Origin of the sequence: Dietzia timorensis (assembly GCF_020742175.1) — a bacterium.
In the GTDB taxonomy this organism is placed as follows: Bacteria; Actinomycetota; Actinomycetes; order Mycobacteriales; family Mycobacteriaceae; genus Dietzia; species Dietzia timorensis_A.
The window spans coordinates 1-21,709 of sequence record NZ_DYXM01000103.1; the positions used below are offsets into that span (position 1 = coordinate 1).

At 65.2% G+C, this 21,709-nt stretch carries 25 protein-coding genes; 19 read left to right on the forward strand and 6 right to left on the reverse strand.

Features of this window, described 5'->3' with window-relative positions; translation table 11 throughout:
• On the reverse strand, positions 1-1,006 hold a 1,006-nt coding region (locus K8V11_RS05300), incomplete at its 3' end, for an amidohydrolase (RefSeq protein WP_303911410.1).
• A gap of 440 nt (positions 1,007-1,446) precedes the next feature.
• Here K8V11_RS05300 and rpsH point away from each other — a divergent pair.
• The 15 genes from rpsH (at position 1,447) to rplQ (ending at position 10,977) form a co-directional block, all read left to right on the forward strand.
• Positions 1,447-1,845 (forward strand): 30S ribosomal protein S8, encoded by a 399-nt coding sequence (rpsH, locus tag K8V11_RS05305; RefSeq protein WP_067475884.1) that lies wholly within the window; start codon positions 1,447-1,449, stop codon positions 1,843-1,845.
• A 13-nt stretch (positions 1,846-1,858) separates the two neighbouring features.
• A complete protein-coding gene (gene rplF / locus K8V11_RS05310) occupies positions 1,859-2,395 on the forward strand; it encodes a 50S ribosomal protein L6 (protein ID WP_303911412.1) in 537 nt (178 codons plus the stop codon).
• 3 nt (positions 2,396-2,398) lie between these two features.
• Positions 2,399-2,800, forward strand: coding sequence for a 50S ribosomal protein L18 (gene rplR, locus K8V11_RS05315; protein ID WP_303911414.1), 402 nt, complete (start codon positions 2,399-2,401; stop codon positions 2,798-2,800).
• A 43-nt stretch (positions 2,801-2,843) separates the two neighbouring features.
• Entirely contained in the window at positions 2,844-3,494 is a 651-nt protein-coding gene (gene rpsE, locus K8V11_RS05320) for a 30S ribosomal protein S5 (RefSeq protein WP_303911416.1), read from the forward strand.
• A 3-nt stretch (positions 3,495-3,497) separates the two neighbouring features.
• Positions 3,498-3,680 (forward strand): 50S ribosomal protein L30, encoded by a 183-nt coding sequence (gene rpmD, locus K8V11_RS05325; RefSeq protein ID WP_067475896.1) that lies wholly within the window; start codon positions 3,498-3,500, stop codon positions 3,678-3,680.
• Positions 3,681-3,682: 2 nt separating this feature from the next.
• Positions 3,683-4,129, forward strand: a complete 447-nt coding sequence (rplO, locus tag K8V11_RS05330; RefSeq protein WP_303911418.1) for a 50S ribosomal protein L15 — start codon at positions 3,683-3,685, stop codon at positions 4,127-4,129.
• Positions 4,130-4,420: 291 nt separating this feature from the next.
• Positions 4,421-5,740 (forward strand): preprotein translocase subunit SecY, encoded by a 1,320-nt coding sequence (gene secY, locus K8V11_RS05335; RefSeq protein ID WP_303911420.1) that lies wholly within the window; start codon positions 4,421-4,423, stop codon positions 5,738-5,740.
• Positions 5,741-5,791: 51 nt separating this feature from the next.
• Positions 5,792-6,337 carry an adenylate kinase gene (locus K8V11_RS05340; protein WP_303911422.1) on the forward strand — a complete coding sequence of 182 codons (546 nt, stop codon included), beginning with the start codon at positions 5,792-5,794 and terminating at the stop codon, positions 6,335-6,337.
• A 35-nt stretch (positions 6,338-6,372) separates the two neighbouring features.
• Positions 6,373-7,167: a type I methionyl aminopeptidase gene (gene map / locus K8V11_RS05345; RefSeq protein WP_303911424.1), complete on the forward strand. Its 795-nt coding sequence runs from the start codon at positions 6,373-6,375 to the stop codon at positions 7,165-7,167.
• Between the two features lie 239 nt (positions 7,168-7,406).
• Positions 7,407-7,628, forward strand: a complete 222-nt coding sequence (gene infA, locus K8V11_RS05350) for a translation initiation factor IF-1 (RefSeq protein ID WP_003886926.1) — start codon at positions 7,407-7,409, stop codon at positions 7,626-7,628.
• A 172-nt stretch (positions 7,629-7,800) separates the two neighbouring features.
• Positions 7,801-8,169, forward strand: a complete 369-nt coding sequence (gene rpsM, locus K8V11_RS05355; RefSeq protein WP_303911426.1) for a 30S ribosomal protein S13 — start codon at positions 7,801-7,803, stop codon at positions 8,167-8,169.
• The gene (gene rpsK, locus K8V11_RS05360; protein ID WP_067475913.1) at positions 8,169-8,576 is read left to right on the forward strand and encodes a 30S ribosomal protein S11; all 408 of its coding nucleotides are present in this window, start codon (positions 8,169-8,171) and stop codon (positions 8,574-8,576) included. Before rpsM ends, rpsK begins: the two co-directional genes overlap by 1 nt.
• 23 nt (positions 8,577-8,599) lie before the next feature.
• Positions 8,600-9,205: a 30S ribosomal protein S4 gene (gene rpsD, locus K8V11_RS05365; RefSeq protein WP_303911430.1), complete on the forward strand. Its 606-nt coding sequence runs from the start codon at positions 8,600-8,602 to the stop codon at positions 9,203-9,205.
• Positions 9,206-9,317: 112 nt separating this feature from the next.
• Positions 9,318-10,352, forward strand: a complete 1,035-nt coding sequence (locus K8V11_RS05370) for a DNA-directed RNA polymerase subunit alpha (protein WP_303911432.1) — start codon at positions 9,318-9,320, stop codon at positions 10,350-10,352.
• Positions 10,353-10,437: 85 nt separating this feature from the next.
• Entirely contained in the window at positions 10,438-10,977 is a 540-nt protein-coding gene (gene rplQ, locus K8V11_RS05375) for a 50S ribosomal protein L17 (protein ID WP_303911434.1), read from the forward strand.
• Between the two features lie 94 nt (positions 10,978-11,071).
• Here the strand turns inward: rplQ and K8V11_RS05380 are convergent, their stop codons facing one another.
• From K8V11_RS05380 to K8V11_RS05390, 3 genes are read right to left on the reverse strand one after another with little or no spacing between them, the layout of a single operon-like run.
• A complete protein-coding gene (locus K8V11_RS05380; protein WP_303911436.1) occupies positions 11,072-12,067 on the reverse strand; it encodes a serine hydrolase in 996 nt (331 codons plus the stop codon).
• Between the two features lie 32 nt (positions 12,068-12,099).
• Positions 12,100-12,756 carry a metal-dependent transcriptional regulator gene (locus tag K8V11_RS05385; protein ID WP_303911438.1) on the reverse strand — a complete coding sequence of 219 codons (657 nt, stop codon included), beginning with the start codon at positions 12,754-12,756 and terminating at the stop codon, positions 12,100-12,102.
• On the reverse strand, positions 12,737-14,041 hold the full coding sequence (locus tag K8V11_RS05390) for a sodium:proton exchanger (RefSeq protein ID WP_303911440.1): 1,305 nt from the start codon (positions 14,039-14,041) through the stop codon (positions 12,737-12,739). The genes K8V11_RS05385 and K8V11_RS05390 overlap by 20 nt, the downstream gene beginning before the upstream one ends.
• Positions 14,042-14,547: 506 nt before the next feature.
• Here K8V11_RS05390 and K8V11_RS05395 point away from each other — a divergent pair.
• From K8V11_RS05395 to K8V11_RS05405, 3 genes are all read left to right on the forward strand, one after another.
• Positions 14,548-15,093, forward strand: coding sequence for a hypothetical protein (locus K8V11_RS05395; RefSeq protein WP_303911441.1), 546 nt, complete (start codon positions 14,548-14,550; stop codon positions 15,091-15,093).
• A gap of 104 nt (positions 15,094-15,197) precedes the next feature.
• The gene (gene truA / locus K8V11_RS05400; RefSeq protein WP_303911443.1) at positions 15,198-16,106 is read left to right on the forward strand and encodes a tRNA pseudouridine(38-40) synthase TruA; all 909 of its coding nucleotides are present in this window, start codon (positions 15,198-15,200) and stop codon (positions 16,104-16,106) included.
• Between the two features lie 225 nt (positions 16,107-16,331).
• The gene (locus K8V11_RS05405) at positions 16,332-17,417 is read left to right on the forward strand and encodes a DUF695 domain-containing protein (RefSeq protein ID WP_303911447.1); all 1,086 of its coding nucleotides are present in this window, start codon (positions 16,332-16,334) and stop codon (positions 17,415-17,417) included.
• A 12-nt stretch (positions 17,418-17,429) separates the two neighbouring features.
• On the opposite strand, the gene K8V11_RS05410 is transcribed toward K8V11_RS05405, so the two are convergent.
• The gene (locus K8V11_RS05410) at positions 17,430-18,848 is read right to left on the reverse strand and encodes a hypothetical protein (RefSeq protein ID WP_303911449.1); all 1,419 of its coding nucleotides are present in this window, start codon (positions 18,846-18,848) and stop codon (positions 17,430-17,432) included.
• A 117-nt stretch (positions 18,849-18,965) separates the two neighbouring features.
• On the opposite strand from K8V11_RS05410, the gene eccB reads away from it, so the two are divergent.
• The gene (gene eccB, locus K8V11_RS05415; protein WP_303911451.1) at positions 18,966-20,384 is read left to right on the forward strand and encodes a type VII secretion protein EccB; all 1,419 of its coding nucleotides are present in this window, start codon (positions 18,966-18,968) and stop codon (positions 20,382-20,384) included.
• On the opposite strand, the gene mycP is transcribed toward eccB, so the two are convergent.
• On the reverse strand, positions 20,340-21,539 hold the full coding sequence (gene mycP, locus K8V11_RS05420; RefSeq protein ID WP_303911454.1) for a type VII secretion-associated serine protease mycosin: 1,200 nt from the start codon (positions 21,537-21,539) through the stop codon (positions 20,340-20,342). The genes eccB and mycP overlap by 45 nt on opposite strands.
• Between the last annotated feature and the right edge of the window lie 170 nt (positions 21,540-21,709).

The window sequence follows — 21,709 nt, forward strand, 5'->3', positions numbered from 1 at the left end:
GGACGCGACCGGTGACGTCGGCGTCATTATCGGTGATGGGGTAGTGCTCGTAGTACTCGAACTCCGGCTCCTTTGGCGACTTCGACGCGTCGCACTCGGCGCGCACGATTCGCTCGATCGCCTCGCGGATCTGCTGCTGAACGTCCGTGGAATACGCGCGCGTATCGATGAGCAGCTCGGCAGAATCGGCGATGATGTTCGCGCGCGAGCCCGCCCGAAGCGCACCTACCGTTACCGAGGCCTGCTCCGCCGAGTTGATCTCGCGGGAGACGATCGTCTGCAGGCGCATGACGATCGACGAGGCGAGGACCACCGGGTCGACGCCGAGATACGCCATCGCGCCGTGCGTGCCGTGCCCGTGGACCGTGACCCGGATCCGTTCGGAGGTCGAAAACGACGGGCCGACCTGCGTGCCCACGTGCCCGCCCGGCAATGAGGACAGCACGTGCTGGCCAAAATAGACGTCGGGAGTCGGGATCTCCTCGGCGATTCCCGCCTCGACGAGCGCATCGGCGCCCTCCGCGGTCTCCTCCGCCGGTTGGAACACCGCGACGAAGGTTCCGGACCATCTGTCGGTGTGCGCGGCCATCGCCTGGCAGGCGCCGAGCAGCGAGACGATGTGCACGTCGTGCCCGCACGCGTGCGCGACGGGAACCGTTTCGCCGCTCTCGTCCTCCGTGGTCGCGGTGGAGGCGTAATCCTTGCCGGACGCCTCGCGCACGGGTAGCGCGTCGATGTCCGCGCGCATCGCGACGACCGGCCCCTCGCCATTGGCGATGACCGCGACGACACCGGTGTCCCCGACGCGCTTCGGCGAAAGGCCGTACCCGGACAGCGTGTCGACGATGCGCTGGGAGGTCTCGCGCTCGGAGAGGCTGAGCTCGGGGTGTTGGTGGAACCACTTATAAAGTTCCTCCCGTTCGCCCTGCGAAGCGCCGAGGTCGGCGAGAATTTCCGCCGCCGAGTTGCCGCCGTTGTCCGATTCGGTTTCCGTCTGCGTGCTCATCCCGATCCTTCCCTAGTTTGCCCTGGTGTTTGCCCTGGTTGTTCGATTTGGTGCTGAGGGTCCTGGTTGCTAGCGTAGTTAGGTCCCATCGGGGATGCAGTGCGCCTTGGCGTGCCCGCGTCACCCGATAAGAGTCGCGGCGGACAGGGTCCTGCCGGGAGTGATCCCGTGAGGCCATCCCACCCCTCGATTCTGTACCCGGAACGCCTCCGACCAGCCCCTTCGGGCAGGTTCTGGTGCCGCGATCCGGGGGACAGGGCCCGTGAATCCTCACGGAGCCCACGGTAATAATGGAACCTCTTCGCTATAGGCCCACCACCAGGTGAACAACGTGCCTCCGACGTCATACCGCAAAAGCTTTTTCGGTTTATGACGGCGGTGTCGCCGAGCGCCCCGGGTGTTGCATGGGAACCGTTGCGAGAAAGGAATAGGTCCATCGCATGTCGATGACAGACCCTATCGCGGACATGCTTACGCGCGTCCGTAACGCGAACTCCGCGCATCACGACACCGTGAAGATGCCGTCTTCCAAGCTGAAGGCGAACATCGCGGCGATCCTCAAGCAGGAGGGCTACATCGCCGAGTACGAGGTCACCGATGCTCGCGTTGGTAAGGAGCTCAGCATCGAGCTCAAGTACGGCCCCACCCGTCAGCGTTCGATTTCCGGCATCCGCCGTATCTCGAAGCCGGGTCTGCGCGTGTACGCGAAATCCGACAACCTGCCGAAGGTGCTCGGTGGACTTGGCGTGGCGATCATCTCCACGTCCCAGGGTCTGCTGACGGACCGTCAGGCCACGAACAAGGGTGTGGGCGGGGAAGTCCTCGCCTACGTCTGGTAGAGGAGGCCTTTCAATGTCACGTATCGGTAAGGCTCCCATCACCCTCCCGTCCGGTGTGGACGTGAAGGTCGACGGCAGCCACATCACCGTGAAGGGTCCGAAGGGCGAGCTCTCCCGCGAACTCCCGGGCCTGATCAACGTCAATGTCGAAGACAACCAGGTTGTCTGCACCCGCCCCGACGAGGAGCGCGAGTCGCGTTCCCTCCACGGCCTGACCCGTTCACTCGTGAACAACATGGTCGTCGGTGTCACCGAGGGCTACAAGCAGGACATGGAGATCTTCGGCGTCGGTTACCGCGTGCTGGCCAAGGGGCAGGACCTCGAGTTCAACCTCGGCTACTCGCACAGCGTGCCGGTCGCAGCCCCGCAGGGCATCACGTTCGCCGTCGAGAGCGCCACCAAGTTCTCGGTATCCGGGATCGACAAGCAGCTTGTCGGCCAGGTTTGCGCGAACATCAAGCGCCTGCGCAAGCACGACCCGTACAAGGGCAAGGGCATCCGCTACGCCGGCGAGCAGGTTCGCCGCAAGGTCGGAAAGACGGGTAAGTAAATCATGGCAAATTCCACTGAGAACAAGCGCACTCCGCTCGGCACCGATGTGTCGACGGCACGCCGCGTCTCGCGTGCGCGCCGCCACAACCGTCTGCGCAAGAAGGTCGAAGGCACCGCCGTTCGTCCCCGTCTGGTCGTCAAGCGCTCCTCGCGCCACATCCACGCCCAGATCATCGACGACTCGCGTGGCCACACCCTCGCCGCCGCATCGACCCTCGAGGCCGATGTCCAGGCCGTCGACGGTGACAAGAAGGCACGCAGCGCGAAGGTCGGCCAACTCCTGGCCGAGCGCGCCAAGGCCGCAGGCATCGAAGCCGTCGTGTTCGACCGTGGTGGTAACAAGTACCACGGCCGTATCGCGGCGCTCGCCGAAGCCGCCCGCGAAGGTGGGCTGGGATTCTAATGACGAATTTCAACGCAATGACCGCTAACGGAAGGACTGTCTGATGCCGGGACGTCAGCGTCGTGACGGCGGCAACGGGCCCGCCGACGACAACAAGAACAACAACCGCGACGGAGGACGGGGCGGCCGCGGCCGCGGCCGTGACGATCGTCGCCAGGGTGGTCGCGCCGACGACGAGCGCTCGAACTACATCGAGAAGGTCGTCTCCATCAACCGTGTGTCCAAGGTCGTCAAGGGTGGTCGTCGCTTCAGCTTCACCGCTCTCGTGATCGTGGGCGACGGCCAGGGCATGGTCGGCGTCGGCTACGGCAAGGCCAAGGAAGTTCCCGCGGCCATCCAGAAGGGTGTCGAAGAGGCTCGCAAGAACTTCTTCCGCGTCCCGATGATCGGTTCCACCATCCCGCACCCGATCCAGGGCGAGGACGCCGCCGGCGTCGTGCTCCTGCGTCCGGCATCGCCGGGTACCGGTGTTATCGCCGGTGGTGCGGCTCGTGCCGTGCTCGAGGCCGCCGGTATCGGTGACATCCTGTCGAAGTCGCTGGGCTCTCCGAACGCGATCAACGTGGTTCACGCCACCGTTGCCGCGCTCAAGGGTCTGCACCGTCCCGAAGAGGTCGCGGCGCGCCGCGGTCTCCCCATCGAGGACGTCGCACCGGCAGGCATGCTGCGTGCGCGCGCAGGACAGGGGGCCTAAACCATGGCAACACTGAAGATCACGCAGGTCCGCGGAACCGTCGGAACCAAGCAGAATCAGAAGGACTCCCTGCGCACTCTGGGTCTCAAGGGCATCCGTAAGTCGGTTGTCCGCGAGGACAATGCGCAGAACCGGGGTCTGATCAACGTCGTGAGCCACCTCGTTGTGGTTGAAGAGACGGAGTGAGCATGACCATCAAGCTGCATCACCTCCGCCCGTCGGATGGCGCCCACACGGACAAGACCCGCGTCGGACGCGGCGAGGGTTCGAAGGGCAAGACCGCCGGTCGCGGTACCAAGGGCACGAAGGCGCGCAAGAACGTCCCCGCGGCGTTCGAGGGCGGCCAAATGCCGATTCACATGCGTCTTCCGAAGCTTCGCGGCTTCAAGAACCGCAATCGCACCGAGTACCAGATCGTCAACGTCGGCGATATTGCTCGGTTGTTCCCCGAGGGTGGACAGGTCGGCATCGCCGAGCTCGTCGCCAAGGGCGCGGTTCGGAAGAACGAACTCGTGAAGGTTCTCGGAGAGGGAGAGCTGTCGGTCGCCGTCACGGTGTCCGCGCACAAGTTCTCCGGCTCCGCCAAGAGCAAGATCGAAGCCGCCGGTGGCACCGCCACCGTTGTCGGCGAGTAATTAGGGTCCGAGGCGGAGGACTTTCGACACGGTAAAAGTGTTGTCAGTCCTCCGCCTCGACTCATTTCTCGGCCGGGATTTCCCGGGCGTGCCTCGCCGTTAGGCGTCAGAAGCCGGCGAGTTGATAGAGTGCATAGGGTTCATTGTGTGGATCCGCGGCGATCGCGTCAGTGGGTGTGCAGAATGAGCACCTGGTGCCCGGGGGGAACAACCGCTTTCCCGGTTCGGATGTACCAGGTGGATAGACGTTAGGAAGCGGCCGCCAAAAGGCTGCGGTTATCAGGAGGACATGTGCTTTCAGCACTGGTGTCTGCGTTCAAAGACGTAGACCTGAGGAAGAAGCTCCTCTTCACCCTGGGACTCATTGTCCTGTACCGGGTAGGCGCACAGATCCCGTCCCCGGGTGTCGACTACCCAGAGCTGCATTCCGCACTGGACACCGCGCTCAACAGCGAGCAGGGGCAGCTCTACTCGCTCGTCAACCTGTTCTCCGGCGGCGCGCTGCTCCAGCTCTCGGTCTTCGCGATCGGCATTATGCCGTACATTACGGCGTCGATTATCGTGCAGCTGCTGACTGTGGTCATCCCGTACTACGAGCAGCTCAAGAAGGAAGGGCAGTCGGGTCAGGCCAAGATGACCCAGCACACCCGCTACCTCACGATCGGACTCGCCGTCCTCCAGTCCGCGGGTATCGTCGCTTTGGCCCAGCGAGGCCAGCTGCTCGGCAACGGCCAGTCGGTGCTCGTCGACGACAGCATCTTCACCATGATCACGATCATCGTCGTGATGACCGCCGGTGCGGCCATGGTCATGTGGTTCGGTGAGCTCATCACCGATCGTGGCGTCGGCAACGGCATGTCGCTCCTCATCTTCGCGGGCATCGCCGCGCGTGTTCCCGCCGAGGGCGTCAATATCTACCAGAACGCCTCGTCGATCAAGTTCGCCGCCGTGATGGGTGCCGTCCTCCTCATCATCGTCGCGGTCGTGTTCATCGAGCAGGGCCAACGTCGCATCCCTGTCCAGTACGCCAAGCGCATGGTCGGGCGCCGCCAGTACGGCGGAACCACGACCTACCTGCCGCTCAAGGTAAACCAGGCCGGCGTTATCCCCGTGATCTTCGCGTCCTCGCTGATGTACATCCCGACCCTGGTGACCCAGCTGGTTCAGGACCCAAACAATCCCGGCTCGGGTTGGTGGCAGGAAGTCGTGATGTCGCACGTCAACGACCCCAGTAGCGTCGGCTACATCGTCGTCTACTTTGCGCTGATCATCTTCTTTGCCTACTTCTACGTGTCGATCCAGTTCGACCCGATGGAGCAGGCCGAGAACATGAAGAAGTACGGCGGCTTCATTCCGGGCTTCCGCCCCGGTCGGCCGACGGCACAATACCTCGGCTACGTGCTCAATCGAATCCTGTTGTTCGGTTCGCTGTATCTTGGCATCATCGCCGTGTTGCCGAACCTCTTCCTGGACATGGGTCAGGGCGGCGACGTGCAGAATATGCCGTTCGGCGGTACAGCGGTCCTGATTATGGTGTCCGTCGGTTTGGACACCGTGAAGCAGATCGAAGCGCAGCTCATGCAGCGCAATTACGACGGTATTCTCCGGTAACTCGTTCCCCGGGTAGCCCAGTGGGAACTACCCGCTAAGAAAGGAAGCTCTATGCGCATCGTTCTGGTAGGTCCCCCCGGAGCAGGTAAGGGAACGCAGGCAGCCCTTCTGTCGGAGAAGCTCGGGGTGCCGCACATCTCGACCGGTGATCTCTTCCGCGCGAACATCTCGGAGAACACCGAGCTGGGCCAGACCGCCAAGAGCTACATCGACGCCGGCAACCTTGTCCCTTCCTCGGTGACCAACGATATGGTCGCCGAGCGGATCGCCGAGGGCGACGCCGCCGAGGGCTTCCTCCTCGACGGTTACCCGCGAAGTGTCGAACAGGCCGACGCGCTCAAGGAGCTTCTCGCCAAGAAGGACCTCAACATCGACGCGGTGCTTGAGTTCGCCATCGACGACGACACCGTCGTCGAGCGCATGCTCGCCCGCGGTCGCGCGGACGACACCGAAGAGGTCATCCGCCACCGCATGGACGTCTACCGTTCGGAGACCGCACCGCTCCTTGACTACTACTCCGACAAGGTCGTCAAGATCGACGCCGTCGGCGAGGTCAACGAGATTTCCGAGCGTGCAATGAAGGCGCTCGGCAAGTAGCGCCCGGCGCTCCAAGCGAAGGATCGACGCACCACATGTTCGGTCGTAAGAACAAGGCCATCACCGCCCGCTCGGCGGGCGAGCTCGATGCCATGGAAGCCGCCGGACGCATAGTCGGCGAGGCACTCGTAGCCGTCCGTTCCGCGGCGAAACCCGGGATGTCCACGTTGGATCTCGACGAGATCGCAGAGGACATCATTCGAGGAGCCGATGCGATCCCGTCCTTCAAGGGTTACGAGGGCTTCCCGGGTTCGGTGTGTACTTCGGTCAATGACGTCGTCGTCCACGGGATACCGTCGTCCGCCGTCATCCTTTCCGAAGGTGATTTGGTGTCAATCGACTGCGGCGCCATCCTCGACGGTTGGCATGGCGACTCCGCGTGGACGTTCGGCATCGGGGAGCTCTCTGCTACCGATACCGCGCTTAACGACGCCACCGCCCAGGTCCTTGCCGAGGGATTGCGAGCCATGACCCCGGGAAACCGCCTCACCGACGTGTCCGCCGCGCTCGAAATTGCGACCCGCAAGGCAGAAGACGACTTCGGTATCGACCTCTACATCGTGGACGGTTTTGGCGGACACGGGATCGGCCGCTCGATGCATGAGGATCCGTACCTTCCCAACGAAGGCAGGGGAGGGCGTGGCCCGCAGATTGTTGCCGGCTCGGTGCTGGCGATCGAGCCGATGCTCACCAGCGGGACAGTGGACACCAAGACCGACGCCGACGACTGGACGGTTCGCACGGTGGATGGGTCTCGCGCCTCGCATTGGGAGCACACCGTCGCGGCCACGGATTCCGGTCCTCGGATCCTCACCCCGCGACCGGCTTGATCGGTCTGACCACTCGTCCCGGCGTGGCCCTTCCGGAGAGCCTCCACATTTCGCCGAATTGGTTCGGCCTGCGTATATAGGTTAAGCTGGATCGTCGGTATGCCAAACATTTGGTATACCGCACCGGTTGCGTCCTGAAAGCGGTGCTGTCCTGCGCGAATACGTGCAGGTAGAACGTGGGTCGCAGCTTCTGTCAACCTACAACCACGGCCGGTATCGGTCGGGGAAAAGTGGAGGAAATGGCGAAGAAAGACGGAGCCATCGAAGTCGAGGGTCGCGTAATCGAGCCGTTGCCGAACGCAATGTTCCGCATCGAGCTGGAGAACGGCCATAAGGTCCTCGCGCACATCAGCGGCAAGATGCGACAGCACTACATTCGCATCCTGCCCGAAGACCGCGTCGTCGTGGAGCTCAGCCCCTACGACCTGTCACGCGGGCGCATCGTCTACCGGTACAAGTAGCACCGCACACGTCAATAATCCCAGCACCAGCCGCTCCCGCCTCGTGTAGGTGCGGTACACCCCCGGATGCGGAGGCCGGGGCCTGAGGGATGTGCACTTCGAGAGAAGTCCATATCTCAATCGGGACGGGCCGGGATGAAACCTACCGCAGTACAGAGAAGGAACGCACCATATGGCACGCCTTGCCGGCGTTGACCTCCCCCGCGACAAGCGGATGGAGATTGCGCTTACCTACATTTTCGGCATCGGCCGTACTCGCGCCCAGGCGATCCTCGCGGAAACCGGCATCAGCCCGGACCTGCGCACCAAGGATCTCACCGACGAGCACATCACGACGCTTCGCGACTACATCGAGGGCAACTACAAGGTCGAGGGTGACCTCCGCCGCGAGATCCAGGGCGATATTCGCCGCAAGATCGAGATCGGCAGTTACCAGGGCCTGCGCCACCGCCGCGGACTCCCCGTCCGTGGTCAGCGCACCAAGACCAATGCCCGTGGTCGTAAGGGACCGAAGAAGACCGTCGCCGGAAAGAAGAAGTAATGCCTCCTAAGTCACGCGCTGCGGGCCCGAAGAAGACGGGCCGCCGCAGGGAAAAGAAGAACGTCGTTCAGGGCCAGGCCCACATCAAGAGCACGTTCAACAACACCATCGTCTCGATTACCGACCCCACCGGTGCCGTGATCTCGTGGGCCTCCTCGGGCCACGTCGGCTTCAAGGGATCGCGTAAGTCCACCCCGTTCGCCGCTCAGCTTGCCGCTGAGAACGCTGCCCGCAAGGCGCAGGAGCACGGGATGAAAAAGGTTGACGTTTTCGTCAAGGGCCCGGGTTCGGGCCGCGAGACCGCGATTCGTTCGCTCCAGGCCGCCGGCCTCGAGGTCGGATCGATTTCAGACGTCACCCCGCAGCCACACAACGGAACCCGTCCGCCCAAGCGGCGTCGCGTCTAAGCGGGAAGGAGAGGTAAGAACACATGGCACGTTATACCGGCCCCGCTACTCGTAAGTCGCGTCGTCTGCGCGTCGACCTCATCGGTGAGGATCAGGCGTTCGAGCGTCGCCCGTACCCGCCGGGTCACCATGGCCGCGCCCGGGTCAAGGAGTCCGAGTACCTGCTCCAGCTGCAGGAGAAGCAGAAGGCTCGCTTCACCTACGGCATCATGGAAAAGCAGTTCCGCGGATACTACGAAGAGGCAAACCGTCGCCCGGGCAAGACCGGCGAGATTCTGCTTCAGATCCTCGAGACCCGCCTAGACAACGTCGTGTACCGCGCCGGCCTGGCCCGCACGCGTCGTCAGGCTCGCCAGCTGGTCGCCCACGGCCACTTCCTGGTCAACAACCAGAAGGTGACCATCCCCAGCTTCCGCGTTTCGCAGTACGACATCATCGATGTCCGGGAGAAGTCCCGCAGCATGCTGCCGTTCGAGATTGCTGCCGACTCCGTCGGCGAGCGTCCGGTCCCGGCCTGGCTCCAGGTCGTCCCGACCACGCTCCGTGTTCTCGTGCACCAGCTGCCCGAGCGCGCCCAGATCGATGTGCCGCTCACCGAGCAGCTCATCGTCGAGCTCTACTCGAAGTAGTAAGCCCCTTGTTGATTCCCGAAGGTGGCGCCGATGTGCGCCGCCTTTGGGGCGTCGTCGACAGTCCTACCGGCGTCAAATAGCGGACGCCGTTTACCGAAAGAGGTAGCACATGCTCATCTCCCAGCGACCCACTCTTTCCGAAGAGGTCGTTGCCGAAAACCGCTCGAAGTTCACCATTGAGCCGCTCGAGCCGGGCTTCGGTTACACCATCGGTAACTCGCTGCGTCGCACGCTGCTGTCGTCCATCCCGGGCGCCGCAGTGACCAGCATCCGTATCGAGGGTGTTCTGCACGAATTCACCACCGTGCCGGGCGTGAAGGAAGATGTCACCGACATCATCTTGAACCTCAAGGGCCTGGTCGTCTCGTCCACCGAGGACGAGCCGGTCACCATGTACGTCAAGAAGCAGGGCCCCGGCGTCATCACCGCCGCCGACATCGTCCCGCCGACGGGCGTCGAGGTTCACAACCCCGACATGCACATCGCGACTCTGAACGAAAAGGGTCACCTGGAGATCGAGCTCGTGGTCGAGCGTGGCCGTGGCTACGTCCCGGCCGGCATGAATGCCGGAGCAGACCAGGAAATCGGCCGCATCCCGGTCGACTCCATCTACTCGCCGGTGCTCAAGGTCAGCTACAAGGTCGAGGCAACGCGTGTTAACCAGCGCACCGACTTCGACCGTCTCGTCCTGGACGTGGAGACCAAGAACTCCATGACCGCGCGCGATGCAATTGCATCGGCGGGCAAGACCCTGGTTGAACTCTTCGGCTTGGCCCAGGAGCTCAACGAGGAAGCGGAAGGCATCGAGATCGGGCCGAGCCCGGCAGAGGCCGACCACATCGCTTCCTACAGCATGGCCATCGACGAGCTGGACCTTTCGGTGCGCTCGTTCAACTGCCTCAAGCGCGAGGGTGTCCACACCGTCGGCGAGCTTGTTGCTCGCAGCGAGTCGGACCTGCTCGACATTCGCAACTTTGGTCAGAAGTCGATTGACGAAGTCAAGATCAAGCTCGCCGAGCTCGGCCTGTCCCTCAAGGACGCTCCTCCCGGATTCGACCCCGCCTCGGTGCAGGGCTACGACCCGGAGACCGGCACCTGGACGGACGAGGGCGGCGAAGACTACGCAGAGACTGAGCAGCTGTAACTCACTGCAAATAGCACCCCGCTCACCCCGGGGCCGGGACTTTAAAGCCCGTGTCGATCCGGGGTTCCCCTAAGGAGTAGACGAAATGCCCAAGCCGAAGAAGGGCGCCCGCCTCGGCGGGTCGGCTTCGCACCAGAAGCTGATTATCTCGAACCTGGCTACGCAGCTGTTCGAGCACGACAAGATCCGCACCACCGAGACCAAGGCGAAGCTGCTTCGCCCGGTCGCGGAGAAGCTGATCACGAAGGCAAAGCGCGGTACCCTCGCGGACCGTCGCAACGCCGCGAAGATCGTGCGCGACAAGGACGTTCTGCACAAGCTGTTCGACGAGATCGGCCCCCGCGTGGCCAACCGCGATGGCGGCTACACCCGCATCGTCAAGCTCGAGAACCGCAAGGGTGACAACGCGCCGATGGCGCTCATCGCCCTGGTGACCGAGGAAACCGTTGCCAACGAGGGCTCGCGCGCTACGCGTGCGGCGGCCTCGAAGAAGGCAGCCGAAGAGGCCAAGGCCGCTGAGGCAGCCAACGCCGAAGAAGCCGAGACGGTAGAGGCCGAGGAGGAGGCTCCCACAGAGGAGACCACCACCGCCGACGCCACGTCCGCCGAGGACGAGTCCAAGTAAGCTCGTACGGCACCTGAATAGCGGGCGCCTCGCCACCTCCCACGGGAGGGCGAGGCGCCCGCTTTCTCATTTCCGGGGGAAGACTCGGGAGCTGTTACGTCGCGAGCAGCATCGCGGCCGCGGTGCCGTCGAGGTCGATGTGACCGGCGCAGCTGATCATCAGCGCGCGATCTGCGGAGCGATCGATACCGATCCACGAACTGAAACCGCCGGTCTCACCGTTGTGCCACGTCAACGAACGGCCCTCTCCGCGGCTGATGTGCCACCCGGCGCCCAAAGACAGCCCGTCGTCGACCTCGAGCCACTCGGACGGCGCGTCCATCCCTGGCGCCGTCTCGGCGACGAGGGCCTGCAGGAACAGAGCTATATCATCGGCGGAGGCGCTGATCCCGCCCGCCGGCGCATATCCCCGAGCGGTCCGCGGAGTGGCCTCCCTTCCGGAAAACGTCACCCCGCGCACATCACGTTCGGACAGGGGCTGATCCGGCGTCCGTACCAACGCCGTGGGCAGGGCGAGGGGAGAGGCGAACCGCGCCCGCACGAGATCCGGATAGGAGATGCCGTCGGCGGCGGCGAGGGCGTGTCCCAGCGCGGCTCCCCCGAGGTTCGAATAGTGGTACCTCTGCTTCTGAGGCGACGCGCGGCGAAGCTGCCCGAAGAGTTCCTCGACTGTCTCCGTATCCGCCTCGCGCCCGCGCGCGGCCCTCAGGCCCTTGCGCCACACCCCGAGCCGCGAACCCCCATGGGCCGGGAGCCCGGAAGTGTGGGTGGCCAGCTCCTCCAGAGCGACGTCGGAGGCCGGGCATTCCCCGAGCGGAAGCAGCGAGCCGAGTGTCTGGGCGGCGTTCACGGTGCCGTCGGCGATCATCGACGCGAGGATGTGCCCATTGATCGCTTTGCTCACCGAGCCGAGCTCGAACCTAGCGTCGTGCTCCGCGCCGACCGTCGCCAGGCGTGTGGCCCCTTCCGCGACCGACACAATCGCAAGCGCGTACACGCGGCGTTTGCCCAGCGTGGAAAGGAATTTCTCGGCGAGCTCCGCGTCCCCATGGACGGGAGAGGTCGTATCCAGTGGTGTGAACTTTCCCATTACCGCCCAAGGATACGCGGTCGACGCGACCGCTAGGCGATGCGAATAGCGGAGGCGACGGCGACGGGGATATCGCGTCCGACGCCGTCAACCTCGATAGATACCGTGCCGACCTCGGGAAGTTGGGTAACCACGTCGACCTTCGCACCTACGACCACGCCGAGGCTCGAGAGGTACCGCACGACCGCCGGGTTACCGTCGCGGACGCGGGTGACCGTCCCCGCCGCGCCGTTGGACAGCTCGGTGACCGCGGTGCCCTGCTCGCCGGGGATCTCGCCGGCCTCGGTGGGGATGGGGTCGCCGTGCGGGTCGTGGGTGGGCCGGCCTACCGCGTCGTACATCGCGTCGAGCACGAGCGGCGAGACCGCGTGCTCCAGAACGTCGGCTTCGCCGTGCACCACGTCCTGGCTCAGGCCGAGCTTGTCGAACAGGTAGGTTTCGATGATCCGTCGCCGGCGCAGCACGCCGACCGCAATCTTTCGCCCCGCCGGCGTCAACGTGATCTGCCCGTAAGGCTGGTAGTCGAGGTAACCCTCGTGAGCGAGCCGCTTGAGGGTGGACGAGACCGTCGAGGCGGTGACGGACAGCGCTGCCGCGAGATCGCTCGTGGTCGCCGCGTCGTTCCATTCCTCCGCCTTGAACACGGCCGTGAGGTAGTCCTCGGTGACGCTAGAGATGTTGTGCGGCATAGGTGTGATTGTTCCATGTTTCGTTCGGGGGTTCGTCCTCGCGGCTGCGAGGCGAGCGTGGATCGGAGTCGTCACCGCTGTATGACGTCGGACGCCACAATGCCGTGAGGGTCGGCAGAATGTGCCTGCGGTGGACGATGAACACGCCGAGCGCGATCACGGTGTGGGCCGCGGCGAGCACGTACCTGCCGTGGGTGCCGGTGATGACGAACTGCAGCGCGAACAGCGCGGCCAGGGCGATCGCCGACGTGCGGTGGAACCGCAGCGACAGCAGGATCGCGACGCCGAGCATCGTCTGCGACGCGGTGAGTGTGAACTCCTCGATCTGCCGCGCATCGAGCGCGAGCTGCCACTCGCCACCGCCGAGCAGATGCGCGATAGGCAGCGAACCGATGAGCAGACTCCACTGGTTGATCTTCGAGGCGATGAGCGTGGCAATGGCGATCGCTCCCTGCCCGCGAAGCGCGAACAACGCGGCGACGATGAACTCGGGGGACTCCGAGGCGAGCGGTGCCAGCCACTGCACGAGAAAATACGGGTCGACGCCGATGCTCCTGCCCGAGGCGATGAGCGATTCGGCGAAGGGCTCGGCCGACGCGAGGATGAGGGCGGCGGAACCGACGAACATGGCCGCCACGGTCGCCCGACGCGCGAGGCGGGGGAGCGCGACGATGTGCGCGGCCACCGAGACGAATGGCTCCTCCGAATCGTCGTCGGAACGAGTCGTCGACCAGAGGTAGACGAGGAACGCCGCGATGAGGACGACACCCAGCCACAGCGGGATAGAACCGGTAAGGGGGATGAGGAGCGCGATAACCGTGAGGACCGCAAGGACAGCGATGTCCCGCCGGGTGGCGGACGGAAGCGAGAGGAAGCGAAAGCCGCGCTGTCCGGGCTCTCTCCGCCGCCTGGCCACCCACAGTGCGAGCAGCACGACGAGCGGCCAGCCGAGACCGAGGAGCAGGCGATTAGAGCCGTTCATATTCGCGGCGGCAAAAGGTAGGTACGCGGCGTCGGAGCCGGAACGGAAAGCGTAGAACAGGTCGACGGCGTACTCGGGAAGCACCGCGACGAGCGCGAGAAGCGCCACCGCGAGCTGGCCGGAGATGTCCTTACGGGCGGCATCGGCGGCCCACGCGAGCACGAACGACGCGGCGACGACGGCCGCGCCGAACGCGAGGAGCGACACCGGCGCGGGAACCGCGGCGCCGGAGACGCGGAGAACGATCGCCGGGGCGGCTACCGCGACGCAGATACCTACTGCGCGCACAAGAGAAGCGGACATGGGGACCTCCCTGCCTTGCTCCACCGGAACCAGCGGCGCCGCGCGGCGCGTCGACCCCAGGCGGGATGGGACAGAAGGTCTCGCTCGCCTCGCCGCGTTGGCAGCGAGGTCCGGGCGCCGGGAGGACATCGGATCCTCCAGTATGTCGACGCGCCGACTTGTGCGACGGTGGCCGGTTTCGGGCCGCCGCGGTGGGAGCTACTCCCCTTCCTTAACGGCAATCCTGCACACCGCTCAGCTGGTGTGTCTACGGACGTCGCGATGTTTGAGCCTTCACAAAAGTAGATCAGCGGCGCCGTGAACTGGGTGTTCGTCGCTCGAACAAAAAGTTACCGAAGCCTAACGAAAGGTCACGATCTGGCATTGTCGAAGCTCTCGCCTTGAATAAAGACTTAGAATCGGCTTTACGCGGAGCGCGCAGAGTGACTGGAGATGGGCGCCCTGCGGGGAGCACGACTCGATCAACGCGTCGTCCCACCGGTCGACGCCGAACGGAAAGGCCCCTCATGCGTCGAGAAAAGATTGCCGCCACCTGCGCCGCCGGACTGCTAGCCCTCGGGCTGGCCACAGTGCCCGCCTCGGCCCAACCGCTCGACAGCGGATCGCTCGGGCAGGGAACCGGCTCAGCAGCCCCCGCCATGGGTTCGTCCGACCCCAAGGTCGGGTCCACGGACTTCCGCGTCGCCGACCTGCCGGAGCTCCCGGCCCTCCCTCAGCTACCGAACATGCCCGACTACGAGAACATGGATCCGACGGTTGTGCCGGTGCCTATGGGTTTGGCCGCCGCGGACCTGCCCGTTCTGCCGCTTCCGTTCATCTGGGAGGGCACCCCGGCGCCCGAACGGATCACCCCACCGCGCGAAAACGAACCGGTGATCGGATCTACGGGCTGCCTGCCGGGAAACCGCGGCTGCGAGCCGCAGGTGCTCGACAAGGAGATCGAACGCTGCGCCACCGCCGACGAGTACGACATCGACCAGCGAGGCAAGACCTGGTTCACCGACGGCACCACCGGCTGGACGGAGCGCTGCGCGGCCGAATACTTCGGCTAGCCGATCCGCGTGGGCGACGGCCGTGGAGTCGGCGCCCGGCGCTGCGCACCCACGCCACGCAGCATGTTCGCCCATGACGGCGGTCGTGTAAGTTTTCCCATGTCATGACTACTAGCGACGATTCTCGGACGGCCACCGCGGCCGAGCCTGATGGCCGGATCCGCCTGGACATCGCCTACGACGGCACCGACTTCTCGGGCTGGGCGCGACAGCCGGGCCAGCGCACCGTGTGCGGGGTCATCGAGGAGCAGCTCGGGCTCGTCCTACGCGAGCCGGTGAAGCTCACCGTCGCCGGGCGCACCGACGCCGGCGTTCACGCGCGCGCCCAGGTCGCCCACTTCGACCTCGCTGCCACAAGCCTCGAGCAGCGCAGCATCGACGGCGATCCGGCGAACCTCGTGCGCCGACTCGCGCGGCTGCTCCCGCCAGACGTGCGGGTGAAATCCGCGGCGTGGGCGCCGCCGGAGTTCGACGCGAGGTTTTCGGCACTGCGCCGTCATTACGAATATCGGTTGAGCACGCACCCGTGGGGCGTGGAACCCGTACGCGTGCGAGACACCGCCGCATGGAGCCGCCAGGCGGACCTCGACGTCGTCAACGACGCCTCGGCCGGCCTGGTCGGGCTCAATGACTTCGCGGCGTTCTGCCGCTACCGCGAGGGAGCGACCACAGTGCGTTCGCTCGAGCATTTCTCGTGGCGCATCGACGACGAAGGCGTGTGGATCGGCTCGGTGACGGCCGACGCGTTCTGCTGGTCGATGGTGCGGTCACTTGTCGGCGCTGTGATGTCGGTCGGGGAGGGGCGCCGCTCCCACGAATGGCTCGTCGCCTTGCTGTCGGAGCGAACCCGTGCGAGCTCGGTTCCGGTCGCTCCGGCGTGCGGTCTGTCCCTCGTCGGCGTCGACTATCCGGACGCCGATTCCCTCGCCGCGCGCAACCGCCAGACCCGCGAGGTGCGAGGTCCCATCGCGCCCGATCGGGACCCGCGACACACGAGCGGCAGCAATTCTTAGGAACACAGATAACATTCGTGATTACCTGCGCAGATAGATGATCAGGCGGGGCCGACAAGGGGTGTGCGCGCGGCGCGATCGTGGCGAAATCCCTATGGTGGATTCCACAGGGTCACTCGGCCTGGGGCACCCGTCGCCCCGGCGGTGGGACCGCGCCGATTCGGATGGCAAGCTCCGTTAGCCGGGGCCGAATGCATACGAAAATCGTGAGGGGTGAGCGCGATCATGGAACAATCGAACCGAAATACTCCGCGCGCTTCGCCGCTTACATCTGACGTCGGACAGCGCGTCCCTCTCCCGTCCGACGGACTCCGCCCAAGCGCCGGTATCGCCGCGTTTTGGAAATGGTGGGATCTCGGCGGTGGCCGCCGTTTGAGCAAGGCCATCGACCGCAACAGGCGGCACGAGGTCGAGCGGGCACTCAATTCTCTTCTCGCAGATATCGATCCGCGGCTGTCGTGGGAGATCGCGCCGACAATCGCAGGGCTGCGCCGTCTCACGGTCACCGCCAACGGTCATCCCGAGCTGCGCTGCCTCGCCCGGCGCTGGCTGCTCGCCGCGCCGAAGGCCGATCCGTATTGGCGCTTCGCCGATCTGCTCGGGCCCCTCGACGCGACGGTGCTCAAGTTCCGTGGGCTCGACGTCGATATCGAGGACACGTGGGTGCGGCTGTTCCCATCGGAAACCACCTTCCGCGCGGCGGTCTCGCACCCGTTGATGGGCGTCCTCGAAGCCCCCGAGCGCACCGAGCTGGCCCGCGTGCTGCTCGACGCGGCGTGCGGCGAGGCCGCGGTGGAGAACTGGATCGCGCAGGTCACTGCAACCGAGGTCGTTTCCGAGGATGCGGTGGATCTGAAGGGCGTGGCCACGGCGCTCGTGGAGCTGTCGATCGACAATCTTTCGGCAGACCTCGAGCCCGCGTGGCGAGTCCTTCAGGGCACCCACGACGGCAAGCCGATGGTCGCGATGGCACGGGTGCCGCTGGTTCCCCTGATCCGCCCGGAATGCGACCAGCACGTGCAGATCGACGTGCCGTTCTCGGACGACTCCGAGGGCGGGTTCCCCGGCCCCGAATCGCTGCCGCAGCTGCGCGAGTTCGAGGATGGGCTCATCGATCTCGTGGCGCTGCGCGGCGAGTGCGTGGCCGCGGAGACGATGCCCGGGGTGCGGCGCATGCACTTCTACACCGACTCGCTCAGCGACGCGACACAGCAACTGGTTGACGCCGCCGCGAAGTGGCCGCAGGGCGACGCGGTCGCTGTCGCCGAGATGGATCCGGCCTGGCGCGCCGTCGCACATCTGCGGGCGTGACCGCGGGAGCTCCTAGACGGTAAGCGTCGCGAACGGTTTGGGCGCTGATCTCCCGTCCGCCAAGCAGGCGATCTCCGCAGCAGTCTCCACGGCCTGAACTGTGACTCGTCGGGGACGGCTATCGGAAATATCCCCACGGATTTGAATGGTGAACCACCCCGACACTCGCCCGTCCACGATGAGATCCGCATCGCGAATTTCCCGTTGCCCGAACTTGCGCTCTATGTCTTCGCTATCCCCGGAGAGCACCCGGCAGATCGTGAGGCCGCCGTCCCGGCCGGTGAGATGGCTCGGCACGGCGAGCTCGGTGTCCCAGTACACGATGTCGCAGTGCCGGCTCAAAGCCTCCGACAGCGGGTAGGGGTTTCCAGAAGTGAGAGCCGAGTCGATGGTGAACTGTGAGTAGATCACGTCGACGCCAGCGGCAACCGCGAGTCCGTGCCACCGATCCGGGTTGTCCGCAACCGCGATCGCTCGTCGACCTAGGGCTGCCGTACGCAGGACAAGGAACTCGAGCGACTCGAAACGTCCGGCGAGGACGACAGAGCGGAGATGCGCGCCGCATAGGTCGATGCACACCGCCGAATCGTTTTCGTTCGCGCCGACGATGGGTCCGGCGCCTTGCGCGGGCGGGGCGTACGACGTAATCGAATCGACAGGTTGAGCCTGAGCGAGGGCGTCGCAGCCGATGACGAGCGAGAAGCCCTCGCCGGGACGGGACTCGCGCCGGGCGCTCAAAAGCGCGCGTTGTTCAGCCGGTGCGGCGAGCCACATCCGCGCGAGGCCCGGCTGATCGGGGTCGCGAACTGGTCGAGTAGAAATTCCGCGGTGGGCGAGAAGCCCCTGCACGCGCTTGCGCACAGTAGCGGCGGCCTGGGATGCGGAACCGTTGGCGGCCGCGAGCTCTGCGGTGTCGATATGCAGTTCGAGAATGTGCCACATCCGACCGTTGATCTGTAGAGGACCAAGAAGTTCCGTGTAGGCCTGCTCGGCGGAGTGTCCCGGGTACTGCCGCATGGGAAATGAACACAGGTTCCACCTCACAAGAGAGCGATGACCGACAAAGTTGGACTCCAAAACCGAGCGCAGCACGTCCGCGTCGAACAGACCGCTCGGCACCTCGCCTGACACGGCGGCCAAGTCCGGACCTGGGCCATCGAATTGTGACAGCCGGGCACGCGAACACTGAACCTCCAGGTGCGCGACGACGATCGAGGACCCAGACCCGCCGGCCGGCGAAGCAGAACCTCCGAGAATCTCCATCTCCGCGATTGCGCCACCTCGGGCACGCGCACGTGCGAGGAGGAAAATCGCGGACCCTAATGTCCACACAGCAAGGCACACATGCGCCCAAGGGGCGGGCGAGAACATCGCGGCCATGATGACGAGGGCTGCGAGGCATACCGCCGCGTAGTCGACATATCGGGGCACAGCGCCGGACCTCCTTTTTCTGCAGGGTGCGGAGAAAGTAGCGCACCCAAGAACTGCAATGTGCCGAGTAGATTACCGAGGTGATCCCCGCCCGTGGGGGCGCTACTTGGAGGTGCCATGCCGCTGGAACCGACCTCGTCCGAGCAGGTGGACGGGCACAAGTTCATCCTTTCCCGTGCTCGCACTGCCCTCGTCGGCGGGGATATGACCTCCCGCTCGGACAGGCTCGGAGTCCACGTGCGTGCGGCAGTGGCAGGAGCTGTGATCTGCGCGGTGCTTCTCGCCGGCGCCGCGCTGTTGGCTTTTATTCGGCCCGCGCCGAATCTCGATGGCAAAGACGTGCTGCAGTCCAAGGACACGGGCGCACTTTTCGTGCGAATCGACGACAGATTCCATCCCGTTCCCGACCTGGCCTCGGCGCGCCTCGTGCTCGGGTCTCCGGTCACGCCGGAGCGGGTTCCCGAGGAGACCATCGCCGAAGCGCCGCGCGGTCCGGCGCTCGGCATTCCCGGCGGGCCGGCGATTATCCCCGGCGCCTCCGACCGAGCACTGACCTGGTCGGCCTGCGACGGCGAGATTCCGCGTACCGGCGGAAGTGTGACGGCGATCGTCGCCGCACCCGAGGAGCCCGCGGATTCCTGGTCCCCTCAGGAAGGGATCGTCGTCAACCGAGGTGGACAGGGATGGCTTGTTGCCGACGGCCGCAGAACACGGATCGACCTCGGCGATAGCGTTCTCATGGATGTGTTCGGGCTGGGTTCCTGGCCGCAGCACACGCTTTCCGACACGGTGCTTGAATTACTTCCGGAAGGGCCACCACTCGCTCGCATCGAAGTCCCGAACACGGGTGCGCCCGCGCCCCACGGACCCGCAGGTTTCGTCGTAGGCGAGGTGTTCACCGTCGAGGCTGCCACCGAGACCGAACACTACGTAGTTGTTGCCGACGGGGTGCAGAAGATACCGGCGCTCGTTGCCGATTTGCTTCGCGCGGAGGGGCCGAGTGCGCGGTCTCCACACAACCGCGTCGTCGCCCCGGCGAACCTCACGGCCCCGAAGGTCGTGACGCTCGACCTGGCCGGCCTGCCCCGGGCCTTGCCCAAGCGCGCCGACGTCGACGGCGCGATCGTGTGCTCGTGGTGGGCTGCTGACGGCGTCGACGGTCCTGTCCGGTCGGGGATGTACTCCGCCCGGCAGCTCGCTGACATCAGTGGACGACCGACGACCTATCTGGCTGGTGCCGACGCCGGAGGAACGCGTATCGACGCGGTGTCGCTCCCGGCGGGCGGAGTCGTGGCCAAACCGGTGTCGATCGCTGCGGGCGGCACGGCAAGTCCCGGACTCGCACTTATCACCGATGGCGGCGTGCGCAATTCCGTTCCCGATACCGAGTCTGCAGAAGCACTCGGTCTCGATCCCGGACCGGTTGTGGTGCCGAGCCCATTGGTGCAGAGGTTGGTGGCAGGGCCGGAATTACGCCGAGAAAACGCGCTCCTAGCGGTCGATGCGCGCGGAGGCGTCGCGGGACCGATTCGTTGACGGTCGACTCACCGCCGTGTTGACGAGCGCACTCCCGAGAGCCACGCACAGCACGGTCGCCGCGAGGGCTGCCATTGTGACGCCGACGGTGCGCTGGCCCTCGTCGTCGGTAGCGCCATTATCGATGGACACGGGGACGGGATCAGCCGCTGATTGGCGAAAGGATCCTGATGGCGCCGTCAGCGCGGCAACCGGATCGATGATGCCCGCACCTATGCGCCAATCTTCGCCGTGCCCGCCTCCGGTGGCGGTTCGCGTGATCCGCTCGTAGATCTGCGGGGCCGTGAGAGCGGGAAACCTCTCGCGGAGTAGCGCGGCAAGCCCCGCGACTAACGGCGCCGAGAAACTTGAGCCCTCGATGGGCATCGCGTCGGTTTCTGTGACGACGGCGGTGGCCAAATCCGGAATCGGACCGGTTTCCCCGGTCGCTGCCACGGATAGCGAGGCGAGCTCCTCTCCGGGAGCGGCGACATCCACCCACGGACCTGGGAGAGAAAAGTCCGACGGGCGCCCATCCAAGGTGACCGAACCCACCGTGAGCACCAGATCGTCGTACCAGGCAGGCGATGCGACCGTGACGATCGAGTCCATCGGATCGACAACAGAGCCGTCGTTCGGGGGAGGCGACGGTGGGTTCGAGTTAGCACAGGTCCCTTCGATATTCCCCGCCGCAGCGACGATGACGATGTCCCGTTCAAGCACCGCGTCGTGCACAGCAGCGGACAAGGCCGAGTCGTCGAGCACCGTGGAATTGGGTACACAGGCCACCTCGGAAATATTGATGACGTTTGCCCCGCTGTTGGCCGCGGCATCAATCGCCCGAGCGAGTGAGCTCACGGTTCCGGACCCAGCGGGCGAGTCATCTCCAGGCTCCTCTCGGGACTCGGCAGGAGAGGAGAATTTTCCGCTGGAATGGCGGATCGACACGATCTCCGCGTTGGGGGCTACTCCGGCAAATCCGTCAGCATGTTCGGAAGCGGCGAGCAATCCGGCAATGAGGGTGCCGTGCGCGTCGCAGTCCTGCAGTCCGTCGAAGTCACCGACTAGATCTCCTCCTCCGCGCAGGCGTGGAAGGCGCGGGTGAGGCGCGACGCCCGTATCGATGATCGCGACCGTTTGGCCCTCCCCAGTGGCAAAGCGCCAAGCCTGGCGCACTCCGAGGTAATCGAGGTGTTCCCCCGGGATTACGTCCGATTCTGGATGTAGCCACGTCGCCGAACACGGGTGTGATTGTGAAGTTCCGGGCTGATCGGCGGGGTCTGCCGTCGCCGGAGATACAAAATGCACAGGGCCAAACGATGCCAGCGCGAGGACGCCGACCGCGG